This window comes from Bdellovibrionota bacterium (genome assembly GCA_035292885.1).
GTDB lineage: Bacteria > Bdellovibrionota_G > JALEGL01 > JALEGL01 > DATDPG01 > DATDPG01.
Map to the genome: position 1 here is coordinate 1 of DATDPG010000045.1, position 19,735 is coordinate 19,735.

At 54.4% G+C, this 19,735-nt stretch carries 18 protein-coding genes and 1 other RNA gene; 8 read left to right on the top strand and 11 right to left on the bottom strand.

Annotated elements, in window-relative coordinates; translation table 11 throughout:
• On the top strand, positions 1-376 hold a 376-nt coding region (locus VI895_03645), incomplete at its 5' end, for a site-specific integrase (protein HLG18896.1).
• A gap of 76 nt (positions 377-452) precedes the next feature.
• Here VI895_03645 and ssrA read toward each other — a convergent pair.
• Positions 453-801: a transfer-messenger RNA gene (gene ssrA, locus VI895_03650) on the bottom strand.
• 191 nt (positions 802-992) lie between these two features.
• On the opposite strand from ssrA, the gene VI895_03655 reads away from it, so the two are divergent.
• Together VI895_03655 and VI895_03660 are read left to right on the top strand one after the other, a co-directional pair.
• A complete protein-coding gene (locus tag VI895_03655; protein ID HLG18897.1) occupies positions 993-1,439 on the top strand; it encodes a hypothetical protein in 447 nt (148 codons plus the stop codon).
• Complete coding sequence (locus VI895_03660; protein HLG18898.1) at positions 1,420-1,995, top strand: AAA family ATPase; 576 nt, start codon at positions 1,420-1,422, stop codon at positions 1,993-1,995. Before VI895_03655 ends, VI895_03660 begins: the two co-directional genes overlap by 20 nt.
• Before the next feature lie 4 nt (positions 1,996-1,999).
• Here the strand turns inward: VI895_03660 and VI895_03665 are convergent, their stop codons facing one another.
• From VI895_03665 to VI895_03675, 3 genes are read right to left on the bottom strand one after another with little or no spacing between them, the layout of a single operon-like run.
• Positions 2,000-4,114: a hypothetical protein gene (locus VI895_03665; protein ID HLG18899.1), complete on the bottom strand. Its 2,115-nt coding sequence runs from the start codon at positions 4,112-4,114 to the stop codon at positions 2,000-2,002.
• Entirely contained in the window at positions 4,111-4,722 is a 612-nt protein-coding gene (locus tag VI895_03670; GenBank protein HLG18900.1) for a hypothetical protein, read from the bottom strand. The genes VI895_03665 and VI895_03670 overlap by 4 nt, the downstream gene beginning before the upstream one ends.
• Positions 4,716-5,783 carry an SH3 domain-containing protein gene (locus VI895_03675; GenBank protein ID HLG18901.1) on the bottom strand — a complete coding sequence of 356 codons (1,068 nt, stop codon included), beginning with the start codon at positions 5,781-5,783 and terminating at the stop codon, positions 4,716-4,718. Before VI895_03675 ends, VI895_03670 begins: the two co-directional genes overlap by 7 nt.
• A 160-nt stretch (positions 5,784-5,943) precedes the next feature.
• Between VI895_03675 and VI895_03680 the strand changes: the two genes are divergently transcribed.
• Positions 5,944-6,444, top strand: a complete 501-nt coding sequence (locus tag VI895_03680; GenBank protein HLG18902.1) for a DUF2914 domain-containing protein — start codon at positions 5,944-5,946, stop codon at positions 6,442-6,444.
• A gap of 143 nt (positions 6,445-6,587) precedes the next feature.
• Entirely contained in the window at positions 6,588-7,673 is a 1,086-nt protein-coding gene (locus VI895_03685; GenBank protein ID HLG18903.1) for a hypothetical protein, read from the top strand.
• Between the two features lies 1 nt (position 7,674).
• Here VI895_03685 and VI895_03690 read toward each other — a convergent pair whose 3' ends face one another.
• From VI895_03690 to VI895_03705, 4 genes are all read right to left on the bottom strand, one after another.
• A complete protein-coding gene (locus VI895_03690) occupies positions 7,675-12,306 on the bottom strand; it encodes a tetratricopeptide repeat protein (GenBank protein ID HLG18904.1) in 4,632 nt (1,543 codons plus the stop codon).
• 82 nt (positions 12,307-12,388) lie between these two features.
• Positions 12,389-12,862, bottom strand: a complete 474-nt coding sequence (locus VI895_03695) for a helix-turn-helix transcriptional regulator (protein HLG18905.1) — start codon at positions 12,860-12,862, stop codon at positions 12,389-12,391.
• Entirely contained in the window at positions 12,822-13,628 is an 807-nt protein-coding gene (locus VI895_03700; GenBank protein ID HLG18906.1) for a tetratricopeptide repeat protein, read from the bottom strand. The genes VI895_03695 and VI895_03700 overlap by 41 nt, the downstream gene beginning before the upstream one ends.
• Entirely contained in the window at positions 13,601-14,347 is a 747-nt protein-coding gene (locus tag VI895_03705; GenBank protein HLG18907.1) for a hypothetical protein, read from the bottom strand. Before VI895_03705 ends, VI895_03700 begins: the two co-directional genes overlap by 28 nt.
• Positions 14,348-14,452: 105 nt before the next feature.
• Here VI895_03705 and VI895_03710 point away from each other — a divergent pair, with 105 nt between their 5' ends.
• Both VI895_03710 and VI895_03715 read left to right on the top strand, forming a co-directional pair.
• On the top strand, positions 14,453-14,608 hold the full coding sequence (locus VI895_03710) for a hypothetical protein (protein HLG18908.1): 156 nt from the start codon (positions 14,453-14,455) through the stop codon (positions 14,606-14,608).
• 100 nt (positions 14,609-14,708) lie between these two features.
• Positions 14,709-16,136 carry a hypothetical protein gene (locus VI895_03715; GenBank protein HLG18909.1) on the top strand — a complete coding sequence of 476 codons (1,428 nt, stop codon included), beginning with the start codon at positions 14,709-14,711 and terminating at the stop codon, positions 16,134-16,136.
• Positions 16,137-16,159: 23 nt separating this feature from the next.
• On the opposite strand, the gene mtnP is transcribed toward VI895_03715, so the two are convergent.
• Positions 16,160-17,023, bottom strand: coding sequence for an S-methyl-5'-thioadenosine phosphorylase (gene mtnP, locus VI895_03720; GenBank protein HLG18910.1), 864 nt, complete (start codon positions 17,021-17,023; stop codon positions 16,160-16,162).
• Complete coding sequence (gene rlmN, locus VI895_03725) at positions 17,016-18,077, bottom strand: 23S rRNA (adenine(2503)-C(2))-methyltransferase RlmN (protein HLG18911.1); 1,062 nt, start codon at positions 18,075-18,077, stop codon at positions 17,016-17,018. The genes mtnP and rlmN overlap by 8 nt, the downstream gene beginning before the upstream one ends.
• Positions 18,078-18,210: 133 nt before the next feature.
• On the opposite strand from rlmN, the gene VI895_03730 reads away from it, so the two are divergent.
• Positions 18,211-19,170, top strand: coding sequence for a Fic family protein (locus VI895_03730; GenBank protein ID HLG18912.1), 960 nt, complete (start codon positions 18,211-18,213; stop codon positions 19,168-19,170).
• A 128-nt stretch (positions 19,171-19,298) separates the two neighbouring features.
• On the opposite strand, the gene ndk is transcribed toward VI895_03730, so the two are convergent.
• Positions 19,299-19,733, bottom strand: a complete 435-nt coding sequence (ndk, locus tag VI895_03735) for a nucleoside-diphosphate kinase (GenBank protein HLG18913.1) — start codon at positions 19,731-19,733, stop codon at positions 19,299-19,301.
• Positions 19,734-19,735: the final 2 nt, after the last annotated feature.

The window sequence follows — 19,735 nt, forward strand, 5'->3', positions numbered from 1 at the left end:
TCGAGAGTGGAAAGAAACGGGAACCAATGGGCCGCTCGTCTTTCACATGGAGGGCGAGCCGATGCGGTACAACGCGGTTCAAAGCGCTTATAAGAAAGCGTTTCGCGCGTTGAAACTCCCTGTTCGGTCCACGCACGTTCTGCGGCATTCGTTCGCAACGATCTACGCGGATCAGACGAACGACATCCGAGCGACGCAAGCGGCGATGGGACACAAAGATCTCCGCGTCACGCAGCACTACGCGAAGGTCGCCGAAAAGAACCAACGCAAAGCGATTCACGATTTTGCGTTCGGGAGAAAGAAGACGACCGATGAAAGTCCGCCACCAGTGGCGAGCAATGTCATTCCTCTGGTGATCAAAAAGCAAACCGCCTAAGTCCGGTTACTAAAAGTTACTAAACGCCCACTTCGAAAGAAAAATCCCGCGTCATTCCGCGGGGTTGAAACGCAATTGGTGGAGGCGGGGGGATTTGAACCCCCGTCCGAAAACCACTCCCGAAAAGTCCCTACACGCTTAGTTCGTGATTTGTTTTAACGTCAGAAACTCCCGCGAACAGGATTTTCCTCGGCGAGCCTGAGAAGTGTTTCACGGATCGTTATTCAGGCGCTCCGACCCGCTACCCTGCTTTTTAACGTCCTTTTTAGCTAGCAGGTGTCGCTAAATCAGACGGGCTGCTTATTAAGCTGCCATTGCTAGTTCAGCATTGCCGAATAGCTTTTTTCTACCTTTTTTACGAGGCCAGGTAGAAACCTCGGCGTGCGACTTTACGTTCACGGTTTCCGTCGAAACCTGTCGCCCCCTGCCCCTCAGTATACCGGGTTTCGCGAAAAGCTTGATTCGAGAATGTTTTTGGGTATTGTTACGCCCGTCTCGTGGAAGCGATCGAAACGTCTTTAAATTCAAATAGTTAGAGGTAGGTATGGCGAAGAAAAGAAAGAGAGCTAAGAAACGAGTTGCCAAGAAAAGAACGCGATCCTCGAAAAAGCGTCCCATGAGGAAAAAGACGCGGGCGAAGTCGCGAACGAAGCGCGTCGCTCGAAGACAGATGAAAGCGAAAGGTCGCGCAAAGAAGGGTTCTGCGCGCAAAGCGAAGTCGGTGAAAAAAGCGGCACCTCGGACGAATAGACCCGCCGTATCCACTCTAACCACTCCCAGGCCGTCATTTGCCGGCGTCGGAATGGCCGGTGCGACTTCCACCGGCGCGGTTACCGGAGCTGCCGAACGTACGGCGACCAAGCCTTCTTTCCGCCGACCGGCGAAAAAGGTGTACGACGACTTCGACACTTCGCGGAAAGAGCTGGAAGATGAATACGCGGCGGGCGATGAGGAAGAAAACGACTTCATGGGCGAAGAAGAAAAGGACGAACTCGAGGAAGAGGAGTTGGACGAAGAAGCAGAGACGGTCGGTCACAGCCCCCTTGTGCGAGAGGAAGAGTAATCTTCGGATCGTCGGCCTGACGGGAAGAAACGCCTCCGGCAAGGGGGAAATTGCCCGAATTCTTCGGGAACAGGGTTACGTCTATCGATCGTTGTCCGATATTTTGCGCGAAGAAGCGACCGTCCGAAACCTACCGGCATCTCGCGAAATTTTGATCTCTCTCGGCAAAGAACTTCGAGAAAAGGAAGGGCCCGGCACACTGGCCATCCGCACGCTGGCTCATCTTTCAATTGGCAATTACGTCATCGACTCCATCCGGAGTCCCGAAGAGATTCGGAACCTCAGAGACACGGGACACTTTCTTCTGCTGGGTGTCGACGCCCCGATTGAGATTCGTTTTCAACGAGCTACCCAAAGAGGCCGAATGGAAAATGCGCGGACCCTTCAAGAGTTTCAGGAAATGGAAAATCGCGAGCGTTCCGACAATCCGTTTTCACAGCAACTCGATCATTGTATGGAGATGGTCGACGAACTGATTCTCAACGACACAACCCTGACCGATCTTAAGCGCAAGGTGCGGGGCATACTCCAAAAACACCGATTCCCGTCGAATTGAGGAATTATTCGAAGAAATTCTTCACGGACTGGGGTTCGACGTCTTCCACGTCGAGAATGATCGAGGTTCCAAATGTCTGTCCCGTAACTCCGACATCCGGTTTTTTTTGAATTCGCGGCCGATATCCCGATTTATCGCTCCCGCAAGTCAGGCCGATAAGTGCAACCATTGCGATCAACACCAGTCGCGGCGCCAGCCTTCGCCGAATCGCTCCAAGGAACATGCCCAAAGCCAACAGAGACAAGGCCAACGACCAACCGGCCGAAGCTGAAACATTATACGAGACAAGGTAGGTGCGCGTGGCGCCGGGCGGAAAAAACTCGTCCATTCCGGAAAAAGAGATCTTGCGGGAAACGATATCAATCGCCGCGGCTGTCGAGAGTAATCGATCGGACGAGCCGATTGCTCCGTCGCCGTCGGAATCCTCAAAGAGCGTAGCTCCAGTTAGCAAGGAAAAGTCGCCCGTGCCGTTGTCCGTCAACTCGAGGCTCCTCAGACGGAAGGTGTCGCCCGCCGCTGTGAGAACGCGATTCATCACGGTGATGTCACCCGAACCCGAGGTCACTACGCCGGTGTCGGCGTTCTTGATACTGAACTTGGGGGTTACCCCGTTCACCGTGGCCTTCAGTTGAAATGTATTCGTCGTCTTGTCCGCATCGAAGTTGGCCACGAGAAGATGATACGTACAGGGTTTAAGCGGCGGTGAACTGTTCGCCGTCAGTTCGACGGTTTCATTGCCCGCACCGCCCTGCTGCGCGAACTCGGCCTGTTGAGTTTCGCCCGAGGTACTCACCAATGGAGCCGCCGTCGAATCGACCGGCAAGGAAAATTCCTGATCGCACCGACCGAAAAGGTCCAGATCGATACTCTCCGCCGTCGTCAATTCAAATTTGACCGACGTGGCCCCTTCCGGAACGGTGATGAAATATTCCAGCTCCGGATAGAAGTCGTCCTGATCCCCGCTCCCGGTGTACGTCAACGCCGTTTTCCCGTCCACGGTTTGTCCTGAAATGAGGCGGCCATCTTCATTAAGAGTCACGTTGATATCCGGAGTCGTGCTCCCCTCTTGCACCGCCACGGCCGACGATGAATCTTTTGTATCCGTCGACGGATCGAAACTTTCGCCCGATCCGCTGTAAAACTCCGTCACGACAAAAGGGGGATCCGGTTGGAAGAAATTGATGGCCAGCATGACCGGCTCGATCTGCACGGTATATTCGCCCGTCGCAAGATTACCGCATGTGTATTCGCCCTGGTCGGTCAAAAAGAAATCCGACAACCACGAAACGGCTGCGGCCCGAGGATTGTCCGACTTTCGGCAAATGACGTTAACGGCCCGAACGCCGCTGCCGTCACGTCGAAGAATCCGGCCGGTAATTTTTCCCCGCTGCGCGAATTGTGCGGAGGGGTATAACATCGCCAAAGAAAATTGATCGTCCAGTTCGAGCGATTCAAACTGCGCGGCATCGTCCACAAGAATCGGGAACATCGTGGGGATGACGTAATCATTCCCTGCGTCGCTATCCAGCGCCTCCTCCATATTAAATTGAACGTGGGCAAGATTGAGCATGTGGCCGAATTCGTGCGTCATCGTGGCCGCCGTCCGCGTCGAGGAAGCGATCTTTCCGTTCAACAAGGCCACGCCCTCCGTGATCGCCATCGTGTTGTCGTCCAAGGCTCCCGGAGAAGAAAAACCCAACGTTTTTCCCCCTTGCGTTTGACCGAACAGAGCTTCAAAGATTTCGCCGGTGTCGTCGAAGATGACGGCGGTTTGACCGTTCCCCGGCGTTCGAAGCGCGCCGGTGGACGAGTCGAGCGTGACGTAATCCAAGTAATTGGAGATGTTTACATCTTCCGAAAGAGAGCCGCCGTTGACAAAATCCGTGGTTGCGACGGTCACGTTCTTCCATTTCGTAAACGCGGTGTCGACGATGTTCGTAGCTTCCGCATTGCTGATAGTCCCTAAACCTCCTTGGTCAACCAGATACGTGATGGGGTTGGGAAAGATCTTCCACGTGTACGGCGTACCGTCTTTATGATCGAGAAATCCGGCCGCCCATCCGTGGGACTGAATCAGAACGGAAAGCAAGGAGCCGGCGGCTGCGAACCATTTCCTCATGGACTCACGCCTCGATGAAGTTCCACCAACTGACGCAAATCGGACCACGCAAGCCTCACAGGCTGCTTCGACGTAATCCTCGCAGAGATCTTGGCGGCAAATTCAGCGGTCTTCTTATCCTGGAGTCGATCAAAAAGCCCTCGGTTCCCGAATTCGTTGCGGAGTAAAGATTTATCCAGATTCCCCGGTTTGCTGATCATTCGGAACACTCCCTGGCCGAAACCCACGGGACTCGCAAAGCCGATGGAACTTTTGGCGGGCAGGAATACAACCACTCGCTCTCCGAGCCGGAAATGAGGAAGCGTCCCGATCGGCATCACGTTTCCGCTGGACGTCTGGATCGCCAATTGGCGCACGACGACGTCTTTGCCGGAAGGTCCCTTTAAACGTTCCTCCACGTGAATCCGCGCCACCGAGGCTGGAAGTTTGTGGAACGCGGCTTTTTCCGTGGTTACCGAAACCACCGTGCCCAAAACGATCGACTCAGCCCCATCCGTTATTTCCTCGATATTCATGGGTAGCGTCAACGTGGCTCCCGCTGGCGACAGACGGAGCATCAGGGAAACTGAGCTTACGCAGAGAAAGATCAAAATTTTTCCTTTCACCATCGGAATTTTCCTCCTAGAAGGGCCTGCCCTCGAACAAACCAGGGAACGCCTTCTGTGGCATACGGAGAAACTTCGGCGGAAACCGGTTCCATGTACCACGAAAATCCATCGCTCATTCGATATTCGAATCGAAGAGCGATGAGGGCGGCCACAGCAATGAACGACCGGTCGTTTCCATAATAATAGTCCAGCAGCGCTCCGACCCGTGGGATCATCTCCAGTCTTCCCCAGCGTCGGGCCAAGATCGCCAAGTCGACTCCGCCCTGAATATCCGAAAATCCACCCCCCATCGCGTAGGAAAACGGGACCCCCACCGTAACCTTCGGAGCGACCTGATGCTCATAAGCCGCGCCGATCCGAAACTGCGTCGTTCCATACCGATGAATATTAAAAACCGGACCAAGTCCAAGACGAAGATTCTGATCGCCTCCCTCGACCGCCGAAGCCGTTGCTGTCGCGGGTTCGGTCGTCGGCTCCCTCGGACCCACGACGGCCGAATTTGGCCTCGCCGGTACCTCGGCTGAAATTCCTGTTGCGTGTGCAACAGCCGCCTTGGAATTCGATTTCCCTTCCGTATCCAAGCGAACCAGCGGCTTCTCAATCCATCCCTCCCCCACCGATCCATCCAAATACTCGAGACGCAGCCGGTACCATTCCTTGTTCTGGGAAAGGACTTGAACGCGGTCCCCTTCCTTGAACTTCGTCAGCACATTCGCTTCGATATCTGGAGCCTTTCGAACCATCGCTCGACGCCCCACAACCGTTCCGGAGTAGGTTTTCTTCTTTCCGACGGTATCTTCGGGTCGCACAAGTTTTTGCACGAGAATCGCGCCTGCTTCCACCCATCCGGTCCGTTCCTCCATATTTTTCGTGTAACGGACGAAGTACCGGGTGCCCTGTTTTCCGTACACGCGCACCTTCTCTCCCTTCAATAGACTGGCCAGGGGGAAATAACTTGTGTCAAAACTGCTGAACACTTGTACGGAGGAGGCTTGAACGATGCCTTCCCGATAAACATCGGCTGCATGAGCGGACCCGAACTCGGCCGAGACCGCCAGCAAGAACGCTAAAGTTACAAATGTCCGAGAATGGCCGAACAGGATTGAGATATCTTACGGTCGCCCGATGGATCTGTCCAACCCTCCGAAATAGTTTACAGATTTCGGATCCCTTTCTATACTTCCGGAAGGTCGATCTTTTCTTTAGCGAGGTGAATCTACCGTGAGAAAACTTTGGAATATTTTGGTTTTGGTGGTTCTGGTCCCCTTTCTTTCCCATTGCGCCAAGCAAGGAAAGTCCGTAACTCCTTCCCCTGCCCCTGAGAAAAAGGAAACAATCGTCGGAAAAACTGCGGAAAAGAAGGCGGTTACCGAAAAAGCTGAAGAGAAGAAATCGGCGGACGGTCTCCATATTCTCGAGGCTGTCGTTTGCCGGTCTATTGAAAATCGCGCGCCGGTCGGTACATCGAACGCGTTCCCCGCTGATGTTGGACGTCTGTATGTGTTCACCAAGCTAGCCACGACCGAGAGCGACTCGTCCATCATGCATGTCTGGTATTTTGGGAATAAAGAGGTAGGCACGGTTAAGCTTCCGGTTCGCGGACCTCAGTGGCGAACGTACAGCTCGAAAACCGTCAACCCGTCGCAAAAGGGAGAGTGGCGGGTCGAGGTGAAAACAGCCAACGACCATCTGCTCGAGAGCGTGAGCTTCAAAGTCGAGTAAATTCTTGGATTCGGGCTGCGTACGGAGGCTCCGGCGCCCCACTGTGCTGAAGTTGGGCGTGTCCAAAAACGCAACTCCTTGACAATATTAGGAATCTTGTCCTGCGTAGAGCGGCACGCTTCTTGGACTTTGGGATTATCACCATGTCCAAGTACCGCAGTTTGGCCCTCCTGGTTCTCTTCCTTTCGACGCTGCTCACCTTTGCGTGCGGCAGTGGAACTGGAGACAACCAAAGCAACGTCGTTGCAACCCCAACTCCAGCACCGACTCCAACGGTTGTCCCAACACCCCCGAGCTACAATCTCGAATATTTCGCTAAGGTCTCCTCAAGCGAACCGTCGGACATAACGAACTTCGGCTCGGATAACATCAACGATGGATTTACGGGGAGCCCGTCCAATGTCTCCGGATTCATTTGGAAACCCAAACCGGGGACTCAGAACAGTTCCTACGTCAAGCTCGAATGGAACAGTTTGGTGAACATCGACGAAATTCGGCTGTTCGACAGCCCCGTCGGCGGGCAGATAATCCGTAAAGGTCGTATTAAATTTGAAAATAGTAAAGATAGTTCGAAGAATTTCGACCCCGTAGACTTCGAGAACCTGCCCGACGATGCGACAACTGCCGGCATCGTGAAGGGACCGGGATCCCCCGTAGATAGCGTAAAGATTGAAATTTCCGACGCCACGTCAGACGCTGGTTTGGCGGAAGTCGTCGTTTCCGGCATCCGTGTCGACGAAGAAATCGCCGAAGGAAACGTGGGGCTCTATGGCCACGTGCCCCTGGAAAAGGGGTATTCGTCCGTTTTCGGCGGAGGCGGTGCCGACGTTGGTCTTTATCGCACGTATCTGATTAAGAATGAGAAGAAGGACGGTACGACGGATAGCGAAGTCAGCTGGGTATCCAATGGAAATGGGACGGGAGCTTTTGTCAAAATGGAGTTCGACGTGGCTTACACAATTAAGGCCGTCTACGTCTATGACCGCCTTGAGGCTGGGAAGGCCCGAATTAAGAAAGGTGTTATTCGGTTCGTAGACGCCGGATCAAAGGCGAGCTTCGCCAAATCCTCCGACCCGGCGGCGCCGGCAAATCTTCTCGTGACCGATCTGCCCACTCCGGTGATATCCAAATTGATTGAAATCGACGTGGAAGAACTCGAACCGGGAACGGACGCCAACACCGGCATCTCGGAAGTCGAAATCATCGGCTCGTACAAGCCGGCTTCGTAAACTAACGCTTCAGCGCCTCGATCTGTTCCTGAATCTCCTGACGATTCTTAGCCTTCGGTTCGAGCTTCAAATACTTTTGGAGCGATGCAATCGCCTTTTCCTTTTGCTCCAATTCCGTGTAGGCAAGACCCAAGTAATAGTGAGCCTCGCCGTTCTTGGGGTCGGAATCGGCCACGGCACCGAACATTTCAGCAGCTCGTTTGAAGTTCTTCCGTTCATACGCGATCTTTCCAAGATTCATTCGAGCGACCGTATCTTTCGGATTCTCCGAAAGACGGCGCTCGAAATCGGCTTCTGCTTCCCGCCGTACGTCACCCGGCGCGTAAGTATCCGCCGCTTTGTTCACGTCCGTCCGCGATCCAAGTCCGGTCAAGGGATTCACCTGGATGGCCTTGCCAAACTCATCGTTGGCGGCACGCGTCATCCCTTTCTTGGTATAGAGCTGACCCAACCGATAATGGGCGTCGGTTAATTTTGGATTGAGTTCAAGGGCTTTCTTCTGGAGCGTAATCGCCCGATCCAATTCTCCTTTCTCTGCAGCTATGCGGCCCAATCCGTAATACGAATCCGCCAAGGTCGGGTCGTACGCCCTCGCCTCCTCGAAATGCTTCTCCGCCGATGTAAAATCCTGATCGTTCAATTTATGAATCCCGAGGAGGGCGTGAGCGGAGGCCTCTTTTGGATTGTCCGAAAGCGCCTGTTCCAGCTGGGAGGCCGATTCTTTATTCTTCCCCATAGAATAGAGAGCTTCGCCCAGCTTGAATCTCGCGGTTGAATCTTTGGGGTGCGTGGTTAGATAACGCTCCAAGATTGAAGCCGCTCCTTTTGGATTCTTCTTGTCCATTTCAAGATCGGACAACACCATCACCGCCTCTCGGTGGTCCGGATGATCGGAAACAACAGCACTTAGCTGTGTCGCGGCGGCACCGTAGTTCTCGCGCTTCTGATATATCCGAGCCAAATCGAGCCGGGCGGCGACAAAATCCGAGCGAGCGTTGATCGCCCTCTGAAGCGAGGCCAATTTTTGGTCCTCTTCGTCCTTTTTGTCGTAGAGCTTAGACTTCTCATACCAAGCGTCCGCATTTTTTTCGTCCCGAGCGATAGCTTGATCAAATGCCTTGAGCGCCGATTCCTTCTTCTTTTGAGCGGCTAGTGTCAGGCCATATTCGTAGTGAACATCGCTGTTCGCTTCTCCAAGTCCTATCGCACGAGCGAATTCCTTTTCGGCTTCGGTGTAGTTTTTCCATCGCCGTTGAATCATCCCCAAACGTACGTGGGAACGTACGTTCTTGGGCTGGCGTTGTGCGACGACCGAATAGGCGTTGAACGAGGCCTGGAGGGCTCCTTTCTCATAGTAGAGCTCACCCAGGATTTCCTGGCTTTCCGAATCGTTCGGCTGAAGTCGTACGGCGCTCACCAGGGGCTTTTCTGCCTTGTCCTTCTGGCCGAGGCCCCAAAGGAGGGCGCCCATGCGTGCATGAGCTTTTGCATTGCCGGGATTCATTCGAGTGACCGTGCGATACGCTTCCACGGCTTCTTCCTTTTGACTGCTCTGTTCCAAAGCCTCCGCAGTTTTGAACGCCAGATTTTCGTCCTTCGGCGCGAGCTTGGCGGCTTTACCGTAAGCCTCGGCAGCCCCCTTCCAATCCTTCACTTCTCGAAGTGAGTCGGCACGACCCTTGTGTGCGGCCAAATTCTTATCATCCAGACGCGCCGCACGCCCGAACGCGTCGGCGGCTTCAGGGTATCGGCCCAATTTCACATACGTTTTGGCCAACTCCATGAAATAGCCCTTGTTGTTCGAGTCCGAATCCGCTGCTCTTCGATACGCAACCGAAGCGGCTTCATATTGCTTTCCGCGCGAAAGAACTTGGCCATATTCGTACTGATATTTCGGGTTCTTGGGTTCCAGAACCGTGGCTTTTTCATAGGCCGCCGTGGATTTTTCCACCGTACCGTGCATCCCTTCCAACCGGCCGATCTCCGCCTGGAAATCCGCTCGTTGCGGCTCCACAGCCGCGGCCTTACGAAACGTCGTCAATGCGGGACCCGTTTCCCGTCGAGCCAACTGAATTCGGCCGACTCGTTCCAGCGCATGAACGTTTCTCGGTTCCAGTGCCACCACCGCCTGGTAACTTTCGAGGGCTTTCGTGTACGCCGGCAATTCGTAATAAAGATCGGCCAACATCATGTGGCCGTCCTTATGCTTGGGCCTCGCCGCAACAAGGTTGCGCAACGATTGCCGCGCTCCGTCCTTCTGCCCCGCCTCGACCTGCGCTTTCGCCAAGTCGAAATAGGTCTCCGGCTTTTGCGGATTGAGTTGAACCGCCTGGTGGTACGCCGTAACGGCCTTCGGCCATTGCTTCATTTCGTTATAGGCCGTCGCAAGCCCCAAAGAAGACGTCGCATCCGCTTTCTGAAGTGTACGAAGATTTTCGTAGGCCGATGCCGCTTCAGCCCATTGTTTCAATTCGATGTCGAGGCGGCCCAGCTTTGCCCAGGCCTCAAGATTCTTCGAATCCCGCTTCACAACCTCTTTCAATAATTCCACCGCCCGAGATTTGTTTCCTTTCTCAGCGTGAAGCGCCGCGGCACGGTATCCCGCATCGATTTTGCCTGAGTCGATCGAAAACGCCTGCTCATAAGCTCCAATCGCACGGTCGCGATCGCCCTGTTTTTCCCGCGTTTTACCTAGGAGGTAAGCGCTCTCGGCATCTTTCCGATCCAGTTCGATCGCCCGCTCCAGATTTTGGACTGCGCGATCGTTTCGATTGGTACGAAAGGCGATCGTACCGAGAACGCGACAGGCCCTGGCGTCCTTTGAATCCAGCTCAAGAACCTTGGAATATTGAGCTTCGGCCTCCTTGTCGTTCCCTTCCGTAAATGCCATCTCGCCCAAGGCTCGGTAAGCATCCGTCTCTTTCGGATCGAGAGCGAGAACCTGGCGATAGGTTGCGCGCGCTTCCGGAATTCGTTTCTCCGATCGATACAGAACCGCGAGGCGGAGGAAATGGTCTTTCTCCTTCGGTTGCAGCTTGGCCAGTTTTTCATAAGCCGTAATCTCCGTGGCCGAATCTTTCGACGCATTCGCCGCCCCGGCAAAACCTTTCCAGTATTCCACGTTGTCGGCGGATAGCGCCGTAGCCTGCCGATAACTTTCCTTGGCTTTCGGCCATTCTTTTCGCTCCACATAAACGCGGCCTTTGTTGGCGTATCCACGATGAAACTTTTCACTACTGGCCGTGGCCCGTTCGAAATAGGCGAGAGCCGGGTCCAGCTTCCCTCGGCCGAACGCCGCTTCTCCCAGGCTATTCAATACGTTCGGATCCGCCGGACGCTTCTCGAGCGCCCGTTCAAAATTCTTCTCGGCGTCCGAGTATTTCTTCTTCTCCAGCGACAACCGGCCCGCGCCCAGCCATCCCAACGGCTGAACGTCGGAGGGCGTCTTCCCGATCGCTTCGTATTGGTTCAACGCTCCGGACTTGTCGCCCTGTTTGTCCAGTAATTCCGCGAGTCGGAGACGGGCGGTCATGTCGTCGGAGTTCAGATCGACGGCCTTTTTCAACGGCTCTCGCGCGTCGTCCAAGCGACCCTGGGCCATCAACGACTCTCCAAGACAACGGTATCCAGCCGAATCGCGTGAATCGCCTTGAATCGCCTGACGAGCCGCCTGTTCAGAGGCAGCCCACTTTTCCAGTTTCAGTAAGATCTTGCATTCCTCTCTGTGCGCCACGCCGTTGAGCGGTTTTGCGTCGGAGGCGCGCTCAAATTCCTTCAGGGCCTCTTCGTTGCGCCCCTGCGCCACCAGAGAGTTCCCCAATGCGAGATGAGTGGAGAAAGAATCTTTCCCGGTTTTGACCGCTACCCGATACGCCGCTTCCGCCCCCGCGAAATCCCGCTTCTTGGTCAGCGCATTTCCAAGACCCACCCAAGCCGCGTCGCTCTTTGAATTGAGTTCCGTCGCCGCACGTAATTCAGCGACCGCGGAATCGTTTTTTCCCAACTGCGCATAAGCATTCCCCAAAGTCGCCCGGATCTCACTGTCCCTCGGATAATCCCGCTTCAAGTCCTCCAGCAGTCGCACTCCGTTCTCCGTTTTGCCCTTTTTAATTTCCACTTGAGCGAGACCCAGCCGAGCACTCTTCGACGATCCGTCGATCGAAACCGCCTTCTTGAACGAACGTTCGGCTTTTCCGTTATCCCCTTTCCGTATAGCGATCAGGCCTAAGGCGGCGTGTGCCTCCGCAAGATTTTTGTCAATTTCGAGGGCTCGCTCGTACGCGATCGTCGCTCCTTGAACGTTGCCTTTTCGATCCTCCATTCGCCCGATTCCGAGATAGGCCTCGGCGCTTTTCGGGTTCAAAATCACGGCTTTCTTGAAACGATCCAGGGCGGCGTCGAATTGATCTTTCTCCTCTAACGTTCGGCCAAGCCAGTACTGCGCTCGAGCATCCTGCGGCGAAGCTTTTGCAGCTTCTTCGAACAGCGGGCCGGCGGCTTCGTAGTGACCCTGCTTGGCCAGTTGAATCCCCCGTTCGAGCGGAGAATTCCCTTGAGCCAGGGCGATACCACCCAACACCCAAGACGCCAATAAACCCGAGAACAGCAACTTGGTAACCCATCGAAATGACATAATTCTCCTTCTTTCTTTTGAAACGCGGATGCGATTCTATAAACCGAAACAAAAAACAGCAATTCCGGGGAGCAGAAAAATTTTACGATCGTAAAAGGGGTGCGAACATCAAGCCCAGGAGACCGGCAACGCCGAGCAAGGTGAGCGAAAACTTGAGGATTCGCTTCCAACGCTCCTGCCGGCCGTGCGATGGGCCTTCCTCAAAAGCCTCCTGATGGGCCAATTCGGTCAAGAACCGGTTGACCACCTCATCTCCGTTGAGCCCCACGTGTCGGGCAAAGACCCGCAAAAATCCGACGACAAACGCCCGCGGCGGAAGTTCGGCGAAACGGTTCCCTTCCAAAGCCTCCACGTACTCGGGACGCACTTTCGTCACTCGAGCGATTTCGTTTCGTGTAATCCCTCTCAGAATTCGCTCCCGGCGAAGATAGGCCCCGAAATTAAGTTCCGCCGGTGTCGGAGGAACGTCCTCGATCGGATAGAGGAGAGCCGCGTCGGACGGTGGGCGTTCTACGTCACTCGATGACCTTAAGATTTGAACGGCACTTTTCGCCATACACTCCTTCCTTGTCCGCCTCCACGCAGCTCTTGAACGCAGCCGCCGCCTTGTCCCGCTGCCGGAGATTGACGTAACTCACCGCTAATCGGTACATCGTTTCCGAACATTCGGAACCCCACGCCCCTTTCGGGGATGCCTTGCACGCTTTGCCCGCAAATTCCAGCTCGGCAGCCGCCTCCTTATATTTCTTTTGATCCATATAGATCACGCCGAGCGCCTTTCGGCTCATCACGAAATTCGGATTGCGAAGAAGTGCTTTGCGGTACGCTTCGGTCGCCTTCGGAATGTCCCCTTTTTTTTCGTAGGCGATTCCCATGTTGTGATAGGCCCGTTCGGGGGTGGCGTACGTAATGTTCTCCACGGCCTTCGTGCATTGCGCAATCGCCTCGTCGTATCGATTGAGTTCAATGTACAGAATGCATAGGTGGTTGTGCGCTTCCGAGAACTCCTTATCCAGCTGCACGGCCTTCCGAAAATGTTTCTCCGCCTCCGCTGTGGAGCCTTTCTCCGCGAAGAGAAGTCCCAGCATGTTCTGAATCTCCGCCTCTTCGGGATTTAAGTTCTCGGCCTTTAGGAGCTCCGCCATCGCCTGAATCGTATCTCCTTTGGCGTGCATCTCCTGGGCGACGCGGAGACGCAAAGACGATTCCTGAACTCTCTTGGCTTTACTCGGTCCACATGAACTTGCCAAAAGGCATAGCGCAAAAATTGAAATGAAATTGGGTGTGTTCTTCATCAGAAGCTCGCCATCAAACGGACCCATGCCTCAATCTCCCCGGGCGCTTTCGTCGAGCGGCTGATTTCGGCCGCCGGTTGAACTTCCATCTTGCGCGTGGGGCCGGTCGGCTCTGACGCCAACGCCGTCAACGCGCTGTCGAACACCTCGTCGAAATCGACTGCCGCCCGTTCGAATTCCTGTTCCATCGCTTGAAGCGATTTTTGCTCATCGAATAACGACGTATGCGTTTCTTGTTGATCCGGTGCCCCCGGCTGGCCGTCTAAGGCGGCCAGCGTTGCCGCCGATTCTCCGACAGGCTCCAGGACTCCCAACTCTTCCAGTTCGGCATCCAAGAGAGGCATTTCCGCTTCCTTCTTTCGAACCGGAGGGCCGATGAAAATGGGGAGTCGATCCAACAATTCGCTTCGTTGCGAAGCCAGGGCCTTGTGAATGTTCAAATTGTCCATCACGAAACCCATGTTCTCGACGAAGTCGAGCGCCTCTTCCTCCACCGCAGCGCGCTGCCCCTTCGGAAAGGGTTCTCCATCCCAGGTGTACATGACCCTTTTCTGGCTCTCCTTCAGCCAAAAAAGGATATGGGTCTGGAACTTGTCCCCGAACTCGGTCACCGTACAAATGAAAGCATGCGTGGCTTCCGCCGCCTGATCGGCGGCGGCGATCATCGGCTCGTTGACCGAGTGGAGCACGGCCAACAAAGACACATCGCGTGCGAGGCCGTCCTGCCCTTCGTTGACGACAAACATAAGGTTAAATGTAAGGAAAGCATTCCAAGAAATACTTAAAATGTCAAAGGAATTTGCACACTACCCTACATTACAATATGCCCGAGGCTCTAATGGAAATGCCGCGTGAACGGTGTCGAGCGGCAGGCCCCTTTCAATTTTCGCAAGTTCCGAGAAACGCTCGACCGTCGCGTTGACTTGAATGGAAAGATTATTTATGGTTTTGAACAAGTTGCCCCGCATTTGACCGATCCAAACCCCGGCCCTGCTTTGAGATTGTGAGCTTCAAGAAAATCGAGCGCGTTCTGCCAGACTTCTCCAAGGACGGCGAGCTTGTCGAAACGCCCTTTGAAGGGGCTAAACGGGTCGTTGATTTTCGATAGTGGCGATCGTGCGCCATCGGTGGCTTCGCGTCTGGATTGTCGCAGCGGCGTTAGGCGCGATGGCCTTCTTTTTCTTTCCCGTCACGAATTTCCAATTTGTAAGTTGGGACGACCAGGTCCACGTTTATCGTAACCCCATAGTGCTCGGCAACGAAGCGGTGTCATGGCACGATCGTTTGCTCACTCCTTCCCTCGGGTATCCGATACCGGTCACCATTCTGACCTACCAACTCGAACACAAACTATTCGATCTCGATCCGCGAGGATTCCACGCAACCAACGTCGTCCTTCATTTAGCCTCCTGCTTGCTGCTGTTCATCTTGGGACGAGCCCTAGGCCTCGGCTTTTGGGGAGCGTTTTTCTCCATGATGCTGTTCGGTCTTCATCCCGTGGTTTCCGAGCCCGTTTCGTGGGTCTCCGGCCGAAAAGACCTTCTGGCGTTGTTTTTCTCGCTCGGCGCTACGTTGCTCGTCGTGACCAAAGGAATCTTTTGGAAACGCTTGCCCACATGGGCCGCCGCAGTTCTTTATCTCCTCGCCATTTTTTCCAAACCTACCGCTGTGTTTCTGCCGCTTTTCTGGGGGGCTGTATTTTGGTTTCGCGAGAAGTTGTCTCTTCGTAAAACAATTTTGCGACTTTCGCCCCTCTTTCTCATTTCCATCTCGGTTGTAACCGCAAGCCTTTTCGGGCAATCGCGTTTGGGGAGCGTACAAATACCCTATTCACCTTTCGTATGGCTGCGGGAGGTTTGGTACGGCTTCGGGTTTCATGCGAGGCTTTTATTTTTTGTCCAAGCACCGCTTCCAAAGCAGATGGCCGAGGACATGCCTCCTCCATTTCAGATGACGGTAGATCTCTTTCCCCTGTTGGCCATCACCTTTTTGGTCCTCCTCATGAAGCTTAATAAGCCCCCAAAGGGGTCTGCAGGACATCTCGGTCTATGGTGGGGAGTTTTATCTTATCTGCCTTCCTCCAACTTGATTCCACTCACTCGGTTTTTGGCCGACAGCTACGTTTATTTTCCCCTTGTGGGCTTCTCGTTGTTTTTCGGTGATCGCTTTGAATCTTTCACGCCTCATTTTTCAAAACCGCTTTGGCGGACATTGGGTCTCATGTTCATTTGTTCGGTGTTCGTTCTCATGGCGATTCGAACGACGGCGGCCATCCTTCCATGGCGCGACAGCGTGCAACTCTGGCAAGCCGTCTACCAAAAATATCCGGATCGCCCCTACGTCTGCCGGTTTCTCGGCGACGCGTATGGAACCATGGGTGATTATCACGCCGCGTTACTCCGGTACGATACGTGCGGAAAAATTTTCGGCCGGGACTTGGTCGAAGAAAAAATCGAACTCACGCGAAGACTGCGGGATGAGCATCGTCCGGTCGAAGAAATCCTCCCAGGCAAGCTTGCGGATGAGCTTCGGTAGCGACCATCGGCTAGAGCCGCTAATTACCGGAAACGGTCCCCAAGTAGGAGCGACAACCGCTCGCGAGCCGAAGGTGGGATCGCCTTCGGATCCGTTTGTATCGCCGCATTCAGAGCCTCTTTGCAGGCGCAGTTCCGGTCCGGAATGTTTTTCACCACTTCGAGGATGATTTTCCGGGCCGTCTCAACATTCTTTTTCATCGTCCCGACCACCATCTCCACAGTAACGGCCTCTTCGGATTCGCGCCAACAGTCGTAGTCGGTCGCCAAAGCCAGCGTCGAATAACAGAGCTCGGCTTCTCGGGCGAGCTTGGCCTCCGGAAGATTTGTCATCCCGATCACGCTCACACCCGCCGCTCGATACCAATGGGATTCCGCGCGAGTGGAAAACTGCGGTCCTTCCATGCAGATGTACGTCCCGCCGTCATGCGTCCGGGCGCCGACTTTCTTTGCAGAGGAGACGATCGTTTTTCGAAGTTTCGGACAGACCGGATCGCCGAAAGCCACGTGGCCGACGATTCCGTTTCCGAAAAAGGTTGAAACCCTTCCCATCGTCCGATCCAGGAATTGATCGGGAACCACCATGTCTCCCGGGTGAATCTCTTCTTTCATGCTCCCGACGGCGCTGACACTCATCAGCCATTCCACGCCGAGTTTCTTAAACCCATAAATATTCGCCCGGTAATTAATCTCTCCCGGAAGGAATCGATGCCCGACGCCATGGCGCGGAAGAAAATAAAGCCGCACGCCGGGTTCCAATTCGCCGGAAAGATACTCGGCCGACGGCGCCCCGAAGGGGGTCTCGACTTTATGTTTTTCCACTTTGGTCAGCCCCTGCATCTCGTAAAGGCCGCTTCCGCCCACAATTCCGAATTTTTTCTCACGCATGTTGCATCCTCCTCAAGACCTCCGGTTCCACGGAGCGGCCCGCCAACTGTCCGCAGGCCCCCATAATATCGGTACCGCGGTTCTTCCGTACCATTGTTTGAATCCGTTTCAATAGAAGAATTTTTCGAAACCGATCCACGTTTTCAGGCTTAGGCCGTTTGAGACGGGGGAAAAACGGGTTCTCGTTGTACGGAATCAAATTCACCTTCGCGGGTATTCCGGAAAGGTATTTGGACAAATTCCGGGCTTCCTCTTCCGTATCGTTCTCGCCTCCCATCAAGACCACTTCGAACGTAATTTTCCTTCCCTTACCCAATTTCATTCGCCGGAGAGCTTTCGATAACGATTCCAGGGAGTACTTCTTGTTGATGGGCATCCAGTGATTCCGGGAGGCATCCGTAGCTCCGGTCAAGGAGATCGCCAGCTTCACTCCGGTCGCTTTCACAAATGATTCGATTTGGGGGACCACGCCGGCGGTGGACACCGTGATCTTCCGTTTTCCAAATCCGAACCCTTCCTTGCGGGTTAAAACACGAATCGCTTGGACGACGTTCTCTACGTTGAGCAGCGGCTCCCCCATTCCCATGAACACAAGATTCGTCACCGGGAGTTTTTCCATCAGCATCACATGCCGGATCTGCGCAACAATTTCGCCCGCCGTGAGGTTGCGTTGATAGCCCACGGCTCCCGTCACACAAAATTGGCAGTTTAACGCGCAACCGACTTGCGAGGAAACACACAGAGTTTTTCGCGCGGCTTCCGGAATCCAAACGCACTCAATTACCTCGCCATCCTCCAGCGTCAGGCGATATTTTCTTGTTCCATCGGCCGACACTTGGACTGCGGAAGCCGGCACTTCAAATTTGAAACGTTCGGCCAGCCCCTTTCGAAGCGCCTCGGGCAGATTCGCCATCTCTGTAAACGATCGAACCGGTTCGGCGTATAGCCATGCGCAAATCTGTTTGGCGCGATAGCGGGGTTCTCCCATGCGTTGAAGCTCTCCGCTCAGTTCCTCCGCCGTCAATCCCAGTAAGCTCTCTGCCTCGGTCATCATTCGGGTTTCACCTTCGGTTCATCTCATAACATATCTCCACACGTCGCGGGTTGACCCATAAGTTGACTTATGGTTGACTTATATTATCTTGGCATACGCGCCCCAATTTCGAGTCACCCCCCACCTCTTGAAAATGGTGGAGGAGATCTCCGGCTATCGGCAAAGGATCTTGTCGGCCACGGTCCAAGTCCCGTGGATTCCAATCCTCCAAAAGGATGCCCGCGTTCGAACGACGCACAGCTCCACCGCCATCGAAGGAAATCCTCTTACCTTGGAAGAAGTGCGGGAGGTCGAGGAGGACCGGCCGGTATTGGAGTCTACCGAACGCGCTCGCAGAGAAATTGTGAATCAGTTGGCCGGGCTCCGCTTTGTTGAAAGGAACCAGAGCAAGAAAATTGTTACCCGAAGCGATCTCTTTCGACTTCACAAGATCATCGCGTCCGAGGTCATGGACCAGGGAGAACCCGGCCGTTATCGCACGTTCAACGTCCGTGTGGGCTACTATATTCCTCCACCGGCCCACCAGGTTCCGCGGCTCATGAGCGAATATCTTCAATGGTGGAATGAAAAGACCGTCGAATGGTCTCCGGTCATTTCCTCGGCCATCCTTCACTATCGTTTTGAGGAGATTCACCCTTTTGGTGACGGCAACGGACGGGTGGGACGCGCCGTTGCGCTCTGGGAGCTTTATCGGAGGGGGTTCGATACACATCATATTTTTTCAGTAGACGAGATTTATTGGGAAGACCGGCCGCGGTATTACGCCCAACTGGACGCCGTTCGAAAAGCCAAAGGGGATCTTAGCGGATGGCTGGAATTTTCGGCAGAGGCCATTCATCTGACCTTGGAACGAGTGTTGGGACGCATTGAACGCCTGGCTTCGGTCGGGTCGGGTGCCCCCATAATCTTGACTCCCAAACAGGAGCGGCTTCTTCAGCTTCTTCGGGACAAAGGGGGACTCACCCCGAGAGAGGTCTGGCGGGAACTCGAGGTCACCAAACAAGGGGCCGTGAAAATCTTGAAGCCGATGCTCTCCTCGGGCCTGATTCGCCGCATTGGAACTCGAAAATCGGGAAAGTATGTTGTCGCATAGCGACAGCATCACCGCACACCCCGCCCCTACCGTCTGGTCGTGTCGCTAAATCCGAATAACAGACTGAATCTATTTTTGCCCACTCGGAAGGACCGGCTTTCGAGTGTCCGAGCTGACGGGGCTTTTATTCATTCCGGATTGGCCCGAAGAATCGCAAGTTCATGAAAGAAGAAGTGAACTTCGTGCGCGGCGCTCTCCGGCGAATCCGACCCGTGGACCGCGTTCTTTTCGACGTCGGTCGCGAAATCTCTTCGTATGGTCCCGGCCGCAGCGTCTTTGGGATTCGTGGCTCCCATCAATTCCCGAAACCGCGAGATCGCTTTGTTCCCCCGAAGCACCATCGCGATGATCGGTCCCGAGGACATGAACTCGGTTAAGCTCTCAAAAAAATGTTTCTCGCGGTGAATGGTGTAAAAGGCTTCCGCTTCGCGTTTGGAAAGATTCGTCATTCTCATCGCCGCGATCTGAAGGCCCGCTTTCTCAATCCGAGCGATAATCTCTCCGATTAAACGCTTGCGCACCGCATCCGGCTTGATCATTCCCAACGTAAGTTCCGTCGCCATTG

Bases quoted from the DNA above. Each gene is read 5' to 3' on its own strand.
- VI895_03685 (HLG18903.1), top strand. From the start codon at position 6,588: ATGTCCAAGTACCGCAGTTTGGCCCTCCTGGTTCTCTTCCTTTCGACG.
- VI895_03670 (HLG18900.1), bottom strand. From the start codon at position 4,722: ATGGTGAAAGGAAAAATTTTGATCTTTCTCTGCGTAAGCTCAGTTTCC.
- rlmN (HLG18911.1), bottom strand. From the start codon at position 18,077: ATGATGACCGAGGCAGAGAGCTTACTGGGATTGACGGCGGAGGAACTG.
- VI895_03730 (HLG18912.1), top strand. From the start codon at position 18,211: ATGGTGGAGGAGATCTCCGGCTATCGGCAAAGGATCTTGTCGGCCACG.
- VI895_03705 (HLG18907.1), bottom strand. From the start codon at position 14,347: ATGTTTGTCGTCAACGAAGGGCAGGACGGCCTCGCACGCGATGTGTCT.
- ndk (HLG18913.1), bottom strand. From the start codon at position 19,733: ATGGCGACGGAACTTACGTTGGGAATGATCAAGCCGGATGCGGTGCGC.
- VI895_03665 (HLG18899.1), bottom strand. From the start codon at position 4,114: ATGAGGAAATGGTTCGCAGCCGCCGGCTCCTTGCTTTCCGTTCTGATT.
- VI895_03690 (HLG18904.1), bottom strand. From the start codon at position 12,306: ATGTCATTTCGATGGGTTACCAAGTTGCTGTTCTCGGGTTTATTGGCG.
- VI895_03655 (HLG18897.1), top strand. From the start codon at position 993: ATGAGGAAAAAGACGCGGGCGAAGTCGCGAACGAAGCGCGTCGCTCGA.
- VI895_03695 (HLG18905.1), bottom strand. From the start codon at position 12,862: ATGGCGAAAAGTGCCGTTCAAATCTTAAGGTCATCGAGTGACGTAGAA.
- mtnP (HLG18910.1), bottom strand. From the start codon at position 17,023: ATGCGTGAGAAAAAATTCGGAATTGTGGGCGGAAGCGGCCTTTACGAG.
- VI895_03700 (HLG18906.1), bottom strand. From the start codon at position 13,628: ATGGGTCCGTTTGATGGCGAGCTTCTGATGAAGAACACACCCAATTTC.